Here is a 12,655-nt window from a genome sequence, read left to right as displayed (position 1 = left end):
CACGCGACTGCCGGATCGACGCCTCTCTCCGGACCGCGGCCGGCCAATGCGGAAATGTCCCGCGCTCGCATCGATCATCGCTCGCAAGACACTCTGGAACCCCACAAACAGAAAGCCCGGCACGAGGCCGGGCTTTCTGGTGTTACAACCGGACGTTCTTAGTTCTGAACGTTCAGCTCGGTGCGGCGGTTGCGCGCACGGCCTTCCGGGTTGTCCGAACCATCAGCATTGGTGTTCGGCGCGATCGGGCGGCTTTCACCGTAACCGGTCGGACCCACAAGGCGGTCGGACATGATGCCGTTGCTGGCGAGGTGGTCATAGACCGCCTTGGCGCGACGCTCGGACAGACGCTGGTTGTAGGCATCGGTACCGACCGAGTCGGTGTGACCGGCGACTTCAACGCGCAGCTCCGGGTAACGCTTCAGGATCTCGACGGCTTCGTTGAGGATTGCCACTGCGTCAGGACGCAGCGTCGCACGGTCGAAGTCGAAGTTGACGCCATTCAGATCGATGGTGATCGGAGCCGGCGGAGCCGGAGCCGGGGCCGGAGCCGGCGGCGGCGGCGGCGGAGCCGGCGGAGCCGGGGGAGCCGGCGGCGGGCCGAGCGGAATCACAACGCCGACCGAAGCCATCACGTCGCCGAAGTAGCTTTCTTCAGCATTGTGCGGGTAGCCCGCCCAATCACGCGAACCGTTCGCAGCGACGCTGCTGTCGTCGAAATCAGCGCGGTACGCGATTTCGGCACGCACGGCGACGCGCTTGTCGAAGGTGGTCTGCAGACCAGCACCGACCTTGGCTGCGAAGTTACCGTCCTTACGCTCGCCGGGCGAATCCGGGCTCGGGAACGCGTCGAACTCTTCTTCCGAACGCTGGTAGCCAACGCCGGCCAGCAGGTACGGGTTCCAGCCACGGCCTTCGGAGATGAAGTGGTAGCGGAAATCAACCGAGACGCCGTACTGGCTCCAGTTCAGGTCGTTGTTCGCACCTTCGACCGAGCTGTCGAAGCCCGGGTTCTGGTAGTTCAGCTCACCGTCGACCGACCAGTTGGGGCTGATGAACTTACCCATGCCCAGCGTGACGAACGGGGTGTCGTCGGTGCGGCGATCTTCTGCCTGGAAGTTGAAGCCCGTCGAACCGGTGAGGTACCAACGGTCGTCGAACTCCTGGGCGCTGGCGTGACCCGCCAGACCAAGACCGCCGAGCAGCGCGGCGCAGAGGAGTTTCTTGTTCATGTTTGTTCAGCTCCTAGAAAAGGGGGAATGCGTCGTGGCATCGATTGAGGCGTCAAACGCAAACGCCTTGCACATAGCCTAAAGTCAGCAGCGTGAAGACGTTGTTAACACTAACATAACGGTTGAAAGCTTCCTAGATCGCCATGCCGAGTATTCATCCAGGCTTTGGTTTGGTCAGGAACCTCAACGCGGCGAGATTGTCGTGAAGGGGATGTGCGCGTGGCGTCAAGAACATTCGCCCTTCTTAACTGGCGCTTGATCTGGAATTGACGTTTGCCAGCTTTCACGCATTTCTTCTCATATCAGCCGACCCCGTGCCAACTCGGATCGGATCCGAACTCGGACTGCAGAAACGCAACGAATGCACGCGTGCGTGGCGGCACGAAGATACGGTCGGGCATGACCGCATGGATTCCGGTCTCCGGCGGCGCATATCGAGGCAGCACCCGTACGAGGCGACCGGCCTGCAGATCGCCCGCCACATGCCACAGCGCATGCATCGCGACACCCGCCCCTTCCAGCGCCGCGTCACGCAGCACTTCACCGAGATTGCTTTCCAGCGGCCCGTTCACGGTGATGGTCGAATCGACGCCGGCGCCGTCGACCAGCTGCCAGCGATCCTGCCGCCCGCGGCTCCCTACGAGAATCAGGCAGTCGTGCGCGTCGAGATCGTCGGGACTGGCCGGCATGCCGCGGCGCGCCAGGTAATCAGGCGAGGCGACGAGTACGCGCGGATTGGCCGCAATCTGCCGCCCGACGAGTTGCGAATCGTCGAGATCGCCGATCCGGATCGCTAGATCGAACCCTTCCCGGACCAAATCGACCTGCTGGTCGCTCATGTGCACGCTGAGCTGCAGGCCCGGATGCGCGCCGAGAAAGCGCGGCAGGCGTGGCGAAATGTGCTGGCGGCCGAACGAAGCGGACATCGTCACCCGCAACGTCCCGCCGACCGCCTGCCCGCCGCTCTCGCGCAGGCTGCCGGCGAGGCCGTCGAGGGCTTCGACCAGTGCACGTCCCTCGCCCGCCAGCCGAAGGCCTTCAGGCGTGGGATGCAAGCGCCGCGTGGTCCGATGCAGCAGCCGCACGCCCAAGGCGTCCTCCAGCCGTTTCAGGTGCTGGCTCGCCAATGCGGGCGACAGATCCAGGCTGCGCGCGGCGGCACTGATCGAGCCGGTGTCGAGCACACGCAGGAACAGGGCGATGTCGCCGATCCGGTCCATCGATTCGAAAGAATCCCTTGAAGGTGATTGGCGATCCTATCGCTGTTCGACCGGAACGCGAGAGGTCGACAATGCGGAGGTCGCATCACCTCCCCAAGGACTTCCCATGAAAGCCGTCGCCCTGACCCGCTACCTCCCGATCGACGACCCGCAATCGCTGCAGGATGTCGAACTCGACCTGCCCGAACCCGGACCGCACGATCTGCGTGTGCGCATCAAGGCGGTGTCGGTCAATCCCGTCGATACCAAAGTACGCGCGCCGAAGCCGCAGACCGAAGCGAATCCGAAGGTCCTCGGATACGACGCCGCCGGCGTGATCGACGCCATCGGCAGCGAGGTCACCGGCTTCGACGTCGGCGACGCGGTCTACTACGCGGGTGACATCACCCGTCCGGGCAGCAACGCAGAGTTCCAGCTTGTCGACGCGCGCATCGCCGCGAAAAAGCCGAACTCGCTCGACTTCGCCCAGGCTGCCGCTCTGCCCCTGACTGCGATCACCGCGTGGGAGCTGCTGTTCCAGCGCATGCCCTTCGACATCGACGGCGGCGGCGCCGGCGCCGGCAAGACCCTGCTGGTGATCGCCGGCGCCGGCGGTGTCGGATCAATCGCGATCCAGCTCGCGAAGCGGGCCGGCTTCACCGTGATCGCGACCGCGTCGCGCATGGAAACCATCGCGTGGTGCCGGATCATGGGCGCTGACCATGTGATCGATCATCGCGAGGATCTCGCGCCGCAACTCCAGGCGCTCGGCTTCGAGACCGTCGATGCCGCACTCAACCTCGCCGACACCGATCGCTACTGGACGGTTCTGGGCGAACTGCTCGCGCCGCTCGGCCACGTCGGCCTGATCGTCGAGCCCGCCGGTGCGCTGAAGATTGGCGATCCCTACAAGGCCAAGAGCATCGGCATCCATTGGGAAATGATGTTCGCGCGCCCGCGCTTCCGCACCGCCGATATGGGCGAGCAGGGCAAGATCCTCGCGCGGGTCGCGGAGCTGATCGATACCGGTGCGCTGCGCGGCACGCTGTCGGACATGCTGTCGCCGATCAATGCAGCAACGCTGCGCGAAGCGCATCGCCGCGTCGAATCCGGCAGCACGATCGGCAAGGTGGTGGTCGCCGGGTGGGCATGACCCGTAGGGCCTGAGCGTCCCGCACTGTCGTTTGGGACCACGCGTCCGGCCCCCTCAGGGTCGGACGTTTCTGTGTAGGCGCCTCCGGAACATCGGCTGCACGCAGCACATCCCGTGCGCGTCGAACGCGTTCGGACGGGCGACGCCGCTGATCGGTATGGGCGTGCCCATCCGGATCGCGAGGACGCGCGTCGAGACGCTGGCGCTGACGATCGGCGGGCGGCTGGGCAGCAACGTTGGCTGGCGCACGCTGGCGTGCAGCGCGCCGGACGTTGGCCGGCGCAGGTCACGCCAACGCATTGAACGGCGCAGTACGTGCGTCACCGTCGTGGCGACGCTTTCGCGCATGCACTGCGGCCGCGATCACGCCGCGGCGTGCACCGAATCCGTCCGGTCGCGCTTGAGCACTGCGACCGGCTCCGCCCACGCGCTGCCCGCGCGCCGCTTGCTGGTCGCCAGCACCAGATCCGATGGCTCGAACACGTTGAGGTTGTGGGTAATCGGCGTGGTCAGGATGTACTGCGCATCCGTGCTGCGCAGGAAGCGGCCGACCTTCTCGATGTTGGCGACGTCGAGATGTGCGAACGGTTCGTCGATGAAGACGAAGCCGCCCGGCTGGTCCTCGTCGCGCAGCAGTGCGACCAGCAGCAGCAGCGATTTCATCACCTGCTGGCCGCCGGACGCCTCGCCGTCGTCGAGGCCGATCCAGCCCTTGCGGTCGAAATCGAACCGCACGGTGAGCCCGGCCTGCGCCAGCGCGACATCCTCGTTCGCCAGTTCCGGCATGCCGACATCGACACCGATGCCGGCGAGTTCACCGAGCGCGGTGAGGTTCTTGCGGTAGCGGCGTACGGTCGCGCGCAGCACGTTGATGTAGGCGCCACGCGCGTCCTCGGTGAGACGGCGCGCGCGGTGCAGATGCGCCTCGCGCTTGCCGATCGCCGCTTCGAGTGACTCGTGATCGGCAGCGAACTTGTCGCGCATCGCCACGCAGGCGGCGTCCTCGACAAAGCTGCCGCGTGCGAGCCGCTCGTCGATGCGTTCGAGTTCGCGCCGCACCGCGCCTGCGCTCTCATACGCATCGCGCGCCTCGCGCAACGCGTCGCGCGTGCGCCATGCAGCCGGCATGCGCGCACGCCGCTTGCGGAAATCGACCAGACGCTGCACCAGCGCCACGCGCTCCTGCGCGATCTGGCTGCCGCGGTCGCGCAGTTCCTGCGCCAGCGTGCGCAGTTCGCCCGCGCGCGTGGCGGCGGCAATGCTGCCGTCCTTGTCGAGCCGCTCGCAGGCATCCAGCACAGCGCGCGCGTCGGTCAGCGATTCGGCGGCAGCCTGCGCGGCCTCGGCCAGCGCCGGCAGGCGCGACTGCGCATCGGCGAATTCGGCCGCGCGCGTCACCAGTTCCTGGCCGGCATCGAGACCGAGCAAGCGCGATTGCGCCGTATCGACCTCACGACCCAGTGTGGTCAGCGCGTCTTCGCGTGCCTGTGCGCGCTCCTGCAACGCGATGGCTTCGGCATGCAGCGACGCGAGCCGCGCCTCGCGTGCACCGGTACCGAAGTGATGCTGGCCGCCGCCGATATGGCGACCGCCGCGGTGCTCGCGCAGATAGCCCTGCGCGGTGATCCAGTCCTGGCCCTTGGGCAGGCGCTGGCCGGCTTCGACATCGGCGACGCGCTGCACGCGATCGAGCTGGCGCGGCAGCCACGCCGGCGGATCGGCATTGAAACGCACGACCTCGAGCAGCGAGCCACGCGTCGCCGGACCGGCCGGCGCGCGTTCGGCGACGACGAAATGCCGGTACTGCAGGCGCTCGCCGAGTTGCCAGGCCTGGCGCGCATCCTTCGCCGCGTCGAGTACCAGCAGATGCCGGTACGGCGCAAGGACCGCCTCAAGCGCGACCGCCCATTGCGGATCGGCGATCTCGACCAGTTCGGTGAGCACCGCATGGCCGATGTCGGCACGATCCAGCGCGGCACGGAACTCGCGCTCGAAGGGTTCGACGACGCGGCCGCCGCCGCGCAGCGCGGCCACCTGGGCAGCGACCTCGCCACCCCGCGCGCGGTCGCGCTCGGCCTCGAGGCGCAGTTCGGCCTGACGACGACGGCCCTGCTCGACCTCGCGGCTGAGCGCATCGACATCCGCGCCGCCGCGTTCGGCCTGGAGACGCGCGAGTTCATCGTGGCGCCGCACCAGCTGCTCGGCGTCACGCGTCTGGTCGCGCGCGCCGGTGAACCGCGTCTCGGCCGACTTCAACGCCGCGCGGGCATCGGCGATCGACTGCTGCAGGCCAGCGCGTGCGTCGATCGACGCCGTGTCCTCGGCCTGCAGTGCGTCGTGCGCCTGGCTGCGTTCGCGCAGGCCACGACGCAGGCCGGTGAGTCGCGGCTTCGCGCCATCGATGGTCGCGCGCAGGTCGGCCAGTTCGACTTTCGGCGCGATTTCCGCTTCCAGAATCTGCCGCTGGTTGCGCAGCGCCATGCCGTCCTCGTAGGACCGCACATCGGCGCGCGACGATTCGAGCCGCATGTGCAGCTCGGCGAGTCCCTGCTGCAGTTCGGCGATTTCCTTGTCGATGTCGAACTGCTCGGCGCGGGCGCGCTGGTAGTCGTCCATCACCGCCTTGTCCTCGAACACGTCGAAGACGAGTTGCAGCAGTTCGCGTGGCGACAGCTGGCACAGCTTGTCGGTGGCGCCCTGCTCCAGCGTCAGCACGCGACAGATCGCGCGGCTCAGGCCGGCGCCGGCGAGGCGCACACGGTAATCGCGCACGCCCAACCACTCACCGCCAGCGTCGAGCGCTTCGACCGGCACGTCGCCGGCGACGATCTGGTAATCGCGTGTCCAGTCGCCGCCGCGCTTGCGCACGCGGCAGGCGATCGTCACCTGCTCGTCCATGCACGGGAAGAACGCGCGGCGGCCACGTCGATCGACCGGATTGCTCACCACCGCGCGCAGCCACGCGAACGGCTTGCCGTTGTGGCGCAGATAGGTCTTGTAGTCGCGCGCCATGTCGCGATCATCGATGGCCAACAGCGTGCGCAGCGCGTCGAGCAGCGTGGTCTTGCCCGAACCGTTCGGTCCGACGACGGTGATGATGGAGGCATCCAGCGGCAGCGAATAACGCTGCCAGTAATCCCAGTGCACGACTTCGAGACTGCGGAATTCAAACATCGGCCTGCGCCTCTCCGGTCGTTCCGGTGTCGTGGGTCATGTCGTCCAGTCCATCGGCGTCTTCCACGTCCAGCCCTCGACCGACGCGACTCTCGGCGATCACGTGCGCCAGCGCGCCGTCCATCACGCGACTCGCGATGCGCTCGTAGTCGAACGCGAGGTCGAGCAGCGGGCCTTCGTGGATCCGCTCCTTGCGCCGCGCGATGAATCCCTGCCGCTGCAGCGTGCCGAGATTCATGTGGATGCGGCCCTTGCCGCCGAGCTGCGCGCCGAAGTCCGCGAGCAGCGTGCGCTCGTTGACCGGCTCGACGACTTCGGCGCCGACCGGCACCGGCTTGAGTTCGGCGAACATCTGCTCCTGGTCCTGCGACAGATCGGTCTGCTGGCGCGCGATCTGCCGCTGGCGCTTGGGCAGCACCAGCAGCGACCACAACACCACCAGCAGCGCGAGCGCATCGCGGCTGAGCTGCAGATTGCTCGCGGCCCAGGCATCGCCGTGGCCGAACACGTCGGCCTCGTGCTGGCGCGCGATGCCGATCGCGACGTGCGCCGCGTAGGGATGTTCGAGCAGGCGCAGGCCGGCGGCAGCGAGGCGGCGGTCGATGTCCTCGCGCAGCTCGGCATCGACCAGCATCTGGCGCACGGCGCGGTCTTCGCGCGGCAGCCAGCGCTCGGCGAGCAGCCGCGCGATCAGGGAAGCGGTGGAGTCGGTCATGCGGTCTTCTTGCGTCGTGCGGGTGTCGGCGGCGTGCCGGTCTCCACGGAAGGCGGGGCGGCGCGTCGACGGCGCGGTGCAGGCGCGGCGGCGGCCTCGTTGCCGTCGTCGGTGATGCCGTGCGCGGTCATGTCGGGCATCTCGATTCCGGGCTGGGCTTCGTCGTCGACGCCCACGGGGAGCAGGCGACCACGGCTCATCAGTGCGACACCGGCGCGGTCGATACGATCAAAGGCGGCGTCGACGCGCCACTGCATCGGCAACTGCGCGAGCCGCGCGCTGACGCCGCTGCGGTGCTCCGCGCCGGCATCGCCGATCAGGCCCAGCAGCGACAGGCGATACGCACTCACCGCGAAACTGTCCTGCGGCACCCAGTCGCCGAGTGGCGCGGCCACATCCAGCGCGCTCAGCTGGTCGAGCCATTGCGCGGCGTGTGCATAGTCGTCGGCGGCGACCGGTGCCTGCAGGTCTTCGGGCGCATCGCGCGGCGGCGGCAGGCCGGCATCGGCGGCCGCTTCGCGCTCGCGCTCGACGAGTTCGTACTCGGCGACGTCCAGCGCGATCGGCCCCAGCACGAACGCCGGCTGCGGCGCGATGGTCAGCGCGTCGTTGGCCATGTCGGCGAGCGCGGCCGGATCGCAGGCGCGCAGGAAGCGGTTGACGTCCGACGACGACAAGCCGCTCGCGCCCAGATGCACGCGATGCCGGTCGAGCTGGTTCAAGGCGCGCTGGAACACCGACGCCTGGCGCAGCATCGCGCTCTGCGCGCGGCCGATCTGCTGCGCGACGCGATGCGTGGCGACATCCAGATCGTCGTCCGCCGCGATCGCGCGGATCAGCTCGGTACCCTTCTCCACCCAGTGCCAGACCGACTGCAACGTGTCCGCGGCCTGGCGGATGCGGTGCTCCGAACCGCTGAGCACGGCCTGGTCGAAGTCCTCGCGTAGTTCGTTGAGCCGCGATAGCAAATGCTGCAGGTCCGCGGCGCCGACCTTGCCGACCGCCTGGCCGGCGGCGAGCTGCGCAGTGACATAGGCCAGTTCGTCGCCCTCGGCATTGAACTGCACCAACAGGCCCAGCGCCGACAGCGCCTGCCGGCCCACTGGGCTGATGCGGTAACGCTGGCTGTGCGCGTCCCAGGCCAGCAGGCCGTTGTCGCGAAGGCGGCCGATCACCGTGTCGAACTTGATCGGATCGAGCCAGGCGAAGTGCTCGCGCAGTTCCTGTGGCGACCAGTCCGGCGCGTCGCCGCGTTCGCCGATCGCGCGCAGCACCAGCAGGCGCACCATCACGATCTCCTCGCCGCCATGAAACAGCGTCGAGAACGCACGCAGCTGTTCGCGCGCCGCCAGCAGCGGATGCAGGTCCGGCAGATCGGCGGCGACGATGCCGTCGCGCAGGTAATCCTGGAAAGGTTGGATGGCAGCCGTCCCTGGTGCGGGGCGCGACATGTTCAGGGCGCGGCCCGGCACTGGCAACTCTTGACAGCCCGCGCGTGGCCGCTTGCGTCCGCCGCGCTTGCCCGGACGTGGCTTTCCCGGCACGCTGGGCGATCCATACGCACGCGTATCCTGATCATGACGCCAGCCTCCGGCCAGCCCGTCGCCGCTTCCTATCCGCATCTGCTGGCGCCGCTCGATCTGGGCTTCACCACCTTGCGCAACCGCGTGCTGATGGGCTCGATGCACACCGGCCTCGAAGATCGCGCGGCGGATTTCCCCAAGCTCGCGCGCTACTTCGCCGAGCGCGCCGAAGGCGGCGTCGGCCTGATCGTCACCGGCGGCTTCTCGCCCGATATCGCCGGCTGGCTCAAACCCTTCGGCGGCAAGCTGTCGTGGCGCTGGGAAACGCGGCGGCACCGTCAGGTGACCGACGCCGTGCACGGCCATGACGCGAAGATCTGCCTGCAGTTGCTGCATGCGGGTCGCTACGGCTATCACCCGCTGCAGGTCGCGCCGAGCCGGATCAAGGCGCCGATCAATCCGTTCACCCCGCGGGCGCTGTCGGCGCGCGGCGTCGAACGCACGATCGACGCCTACGCGCATGCCGCGAAGCTCGCCCGCGAGGCCGGCTACGACGGCGTCGAAGTGATGGGCAGCGAGGGCTATCTGATCAACCAGTTCCTCAGTCGTCGCACCAATGCACGCGACGACACCTGGGGCGGCGACACCGCGCAGCGCATGCGCTTCGCGACCGAGATCGTGCGCCGGGTGCGCGCGGCGGCGGGCGACGATTTCATCATCGTCTACCGCCTATCGATGCTGGAACTGGTGCCGGACGGCTCGGCCTGGGACGACATCGTGCAGCAGGCACGGGCCGTCGAAGCAGCCGGCGCGACGCTGATCAACACCGGCATCGGCTGGCACGAGGCACGCGTGCCGACGATCGCCACCTCGGTGCCGCGCGCCGCGTTCGCCGGCGTTACCGCCAAGCTGCGCCCGCATGTGACGCTGCCGCTGGTCGCGACCAACCGCATCAACATGCCCGAGGTCGCCGAACGCATCCTCAGCCGAGGCGACGCCGACATGGTGTCGATGGCGCGGCCGCTGCTGGCCGATCCGCAGTGGGTCGCCAAGGCCCGCGCCGGCACGCCCGAGCGCATCAATACCTGCATCGCCTGCAACCAGGCCTGCCTCGACCACGTGTTCGCGAACCGCACCGCGAGCTGCCTGGTCAATCCGCGCGCATGCGCGGAAACCGAACTCAACTATTTCCCGGCGGCGACACCGTTGCGCATCGCCGTGGTCGGCGCGGGCCCGGCGGGCCTCGCCTGCGCGACGGTTGCCGCGCAACGCGGGCATGCAGTGACGCTGTTCGATGCCGCAGCCGAGGTCGGCGGCCAGTTCAACCTCGCCCGGCGTATTCCGGGCAAGGAAGAATTCGACGAAACGCTGCGCTACTTCCGCACACGGCTGGTCGAGACCGGCGTCGACGTGCGCCTGTCGACGCCCGTCACGGCCGCGGATCTCGGCGGATTCGATGCCGTGGTGCTGGCGACCGGCGTGGTGCCGCGCGCCGTGGAATTCCCGGGCAGCGCGCATCCCAAGGTGGTCGGCTATGTGGATGTCATCGAAGGCCGCGTCGTGCCCGGGGCGCGCGTCGCGATCATCGGGGCCGGCGGCATCGGTTTCGATGTCGGCGAATTCCTGGTCGAACACCCGGGGCAGTCACCCAGTCTCGACCCGGATACCTGGATGCGCGAATGGGGCATCGACCCGAGCTTCGAACAACCCGGCGGCCTGGTGCCGGCCGCGCCCGCGCCGCCCGCAAGAACGCTGTGGCTGCTGCAGCGCAGTCCCGGTCGCCCGGGTGCGCGACTCGGCAAGACCACCGGCTGGATCCATCGCAGCACGCTCAAGGCCAAGGGCGTGACGATGCTCGGCGGCGTGGAGTACCTCGGTGTCGACGATGCCGGCCTGCGCATCCGCGTCGATGGCGCGGAGCAGACACTCGATGTCGATCACGTGGTGATCTGCGCCGGCCAGGAACCGCGCCGTGAGCTGTTTGAAGCCTTGCAGGCGAACGGCGCCGTGGTGCATCTGGTCGGCGGCGCCGATGTGGCCGCCGAACTCGATGCCAAGCGTGCGATCGCGCAGGCGAGCCGCCTCGCGGCGCACCTCTGAAGAAAACGTCGGCCCGTTCAGGTTCCAGATGCGGTGGCTTGCCCGCTGAACGAGCCGCCATGCGAGCGTGATAAACCTGAATAGGGGCCGCCGAACGGCCCGGCCAGCCACACATCTCGCCCCGGCGCCAGTGCCCCGCATTCATCTGTGATTCGAAAAACCAGGGCTACCGTGCCGTCTCTTCGTTCCGCCCCCTTCGGCGGGACACCGGCCCGACCCGCCTTCTGCGGACTTCGGTGCCCGGGCGATCAAGCGCACCACAGAGTCCGCCGCCCTCCCCAATACGCCATGCCGGTTCCAGCAGTCGTCTGCGTTTCTTCCGATGAGGAGGAAGACGACGTGCGGCCCGGCGCAACGCAGCAAGGAGTCGTTGATGAAACTTGAATGGGTGATGTGGCTCGCCTCCGTGCTGCCGCCCCCCGCCGCCGATTCGCTCTGTCTGAGCACGACGGTGTATCTGGAAGCCCGCGACCAGTCCGTCCGTGGACAGGAAGCCGTCGCCGAGGTGGCCCTGCGCCGCCAGGAGAGCGGTCTGTGGGGTGAGTCGATGTGCGAAGTGGTCACCGCGCGCAAGCAGTTCGCGCCGACGATCCTGTCGCCGAACACCAAGCTCGCCAACACCAATGCATGGACCCGCGCGGTCAGCGTGGCGCTGGAGTCGGAGCGCAACTGGTCGCTGCCGCCCGAGCAACGCCGTCAGGTGGTGCCCGGCGCGAGCCACTTCATGGCCCACGCGATTGCCGCGCCGGCCTGGCGCAGTGCGCACCAGGTGGCGACGATCGGCGATCACACCTTCCTGCGCGTGCAGTCGCTGCGCCCGGCGCGTCCGACGACCGACAGCGAGCGCGGCTGACCGCCGGCGTCCCGGCTTCCCCGGCCGCGACGCCCGGCGCATGATGGCGGCCCGTCCAACCCTGGGACCGCCATGCGCATCCTCCATACCAAACCCGGCGCCTGTTCGCTGGCCGACCACATCGTGCTGCAGTGGATCGGCGCCCCGTTCGAAGCGCGCGTCGTCGACGCGACGCAGATGAAGGAACCCGCGTTCCTCGCACTCAATCCCGCCGGCGCGGTGCCGGTGCTGGTGGAAGGCGACTGGGTGCTGACCCAGAACGCCGCGATCCTCAACTATCTGGCCGACCGCCATCCCGACGCGAAGCTCGGTGGCGACGGTTCACCGCAGGGCCGCGCCGAGGTCAACCGCTGGCTCGCGTTGCTCAATGCCGATCTGCATCCGTCGTTCCATCCGCTGTTCGGCAGCACCAAATATCTGGAAGACGCGGACGCCATCGATCGCACGCGCAAGCACGCGATGCAGAAGATCCGCGGCCTGTATGAGCGCATCGACGCGCAGCTCGCAGGCCGCGACTACCTCACCGGCACGCGTTCGATCGCCGATCCCTACCTGTTCGTGACCCTGCAATGGGCCAAGCGCCTGAAGCTCGATCTGGGTGGTCTCGATCACCTGCACGCGTTCGACGCTCGCATGCTCGCCGACGACGGCGTTCGTGCGGCGATGACGGCCGAAGGCCTGATCTGATCGATCTGTCCGACCAGCG

General features: G+C 68.2%; 10 protein-coding genes. 4 read left to right on the top strand and 6 right to left on the bottom strand.

The features are described 5' to 3' along the window. Nucleotides 1–158: 158 nt before the first annotated feature. Both ACZ9YD_RS09010 and ACZ9YD_RS09005 read right to left on the bottom strand, forming a co-directional pair. On the bottom strand, nucleotides 159–1,232 hold the full coding sequence (locus ACZ9YD_RS09010) for an OmpA family protein (RefSeq protein ID WP_465074826.1): 1,074 nt from the start codon (nucleotides 1,230–1,232) through the stop codon (nucleotides 159–161). A 302-nt stretch (nucleotides 1,233–1,534) separates the two neighbouring features. Next, nucleotides 1,535–2,452: a LysR family transcriptional regulator gene (locus tag ACZ9YD_RS09005; protein ID WP_465074825.1), complete on the bottom strand. Its 918-nt coding sequence runs from the start codon at nucleotides 2,450–2,452 to the stop codon at nucleotides 1,535–1,537. 106 nt (nucleotides 2,453–2,558) lie between these two features. Between ACZ9YD_RS09005 and ACZ9YD_RS09000 the strand changes: the two genes are divergently transcribed. Then, nucleotides 2,559–3,584: a zinc-binding alcohol dehydrogenase family protein gene (locus tag ACZ9YD_RS09000; RefSeq protein ID WP_465074824.1), complete on the top strand. Its 1,026-nt coding sequence runs from the start codon at nucleotides 2,559–2,561 to the stop codon at nucleotides 3,582–3,584. 54 nt (nucleotides 3,585–3,638) lie between these two features. Here the strand turns inward: ACZ9YD_RS09000 and ACZ9YD_RS08995 are convergent, their stop codons facing one another. Genes ACZ9YD_RS08995 through ACZ9YD_RS08980 form a run of 4 tightly spaced genes read right to left on the bottom strand, consistent with a single transcriptional unit; the run spans nucleotide 3,639 to nucleotide 8,924 of the window. Next, a complete protein-coding gene (locus ACZ9YD_RS08995) occupies nucleotides 3,639–3,932 on the bottom strand; it encodes a hypothetical protein (protein ID WP_465074823.1) in 294 nt (97 codons plus the stop codon). 15 nt (nucleotides 3,933–3,947) lie between these two features. Beyond that, a complete protein-coding gene (locus ACZ9YD_RS08990; RefSeq protein ID WP_465074822.1) occupies nucleotides 3,948–6,758 on the bottom strand; it encodes an AAA family ATPase in 2,811 nt (936 codons plus the stop codon). Beyond that, complete coding sequence (locus tag ACZ9YD_RS08985) at nucleotides 6,751–7,473, bottom strand: hypothetical protein (protein WP_465074821.1); 723 nt, start codon at nucleotides 7,471–7,473, stop codon at nucleotides 6,751–6,753. Before ACZ9YD_RS08985 ends, ACZ9YD_RS08990 begins: the two co-directional genes overlap by 8 nt. Continuing rightward, complete coding sequence (locus tag ACZ9YD_RS08980) at nucleotides 7,470–8,924, bottom strand: hypothetical protein (RefSeq protein ID WP_465074820.1); 1,455 nt, start codon at nucleotides 8,922–8,924, stop codon at nucleotides 7,470–7,472. The genes ACZ9YD_RS08985 and ACZ9YD_RS08980 overlap by 4 nt, the downstream gene beginning before the upstream one ends. A gap of 126 nt (nucleotides 8,925–9,050) precedes the next feature. Between ACZ9YD_RS08980 and ACZ9YD_RS08975 the strand changes: the two genes are divergently transcribed. The 3 genes from ACZ9YD_RS08975 (at nucleotide 9,051) to ACZ9YD_RS08965 (ending at nucleotide 12,636) form a co-directional block, all read left to right on the top strand. Further along, nucleotides 9,051–11,096 carry an oxidoreductase gene (locus tag ACZ9YD_RS08975; protein ID WP_465074819.1) on the top strand — a complete coding sequence of 682 codons (2,046 nt, stop codon included), beginning with the start codon at nucleotides 9,051–9,053 and terminating at the stop codon, nucleotides 11,094–11,096. A gap of 373 nt (nucleotides 11,097–11,469) precedes the next feature. Further along, entirely contained in the window at nucleotides 11,470–11,949 is a 480-nt protein-coding gene (locus ACZ9YD_RS08970) for a cell wall hydrolase (protein WP_232134491.1), read from the top strand. A gap of 72 nt (nucleotides 11,950–12,021) precedes the next feature. After that, nucleotides 12,022–12,636, top strand: coding sequence for a glutathione S-transferase family protein (locus ACZ9YD_RS08965; protein WP_465074818.1), 615 nt, complete (start codon nucleotides 12,022–12,024; stop codon nucleotides 12,634–12,636). Nucleotides 12,637–12,655 lie beyond the last annotated feature (19 nt).

Source organism: Luteimonas sp. AC640a, from assembly GCF_979256585.1.
The sequence above is the reverse complement of the archived record's forward strand: the minus strand, read 5'-3'. Positions and strand labels throughout refer to the sequence as shown.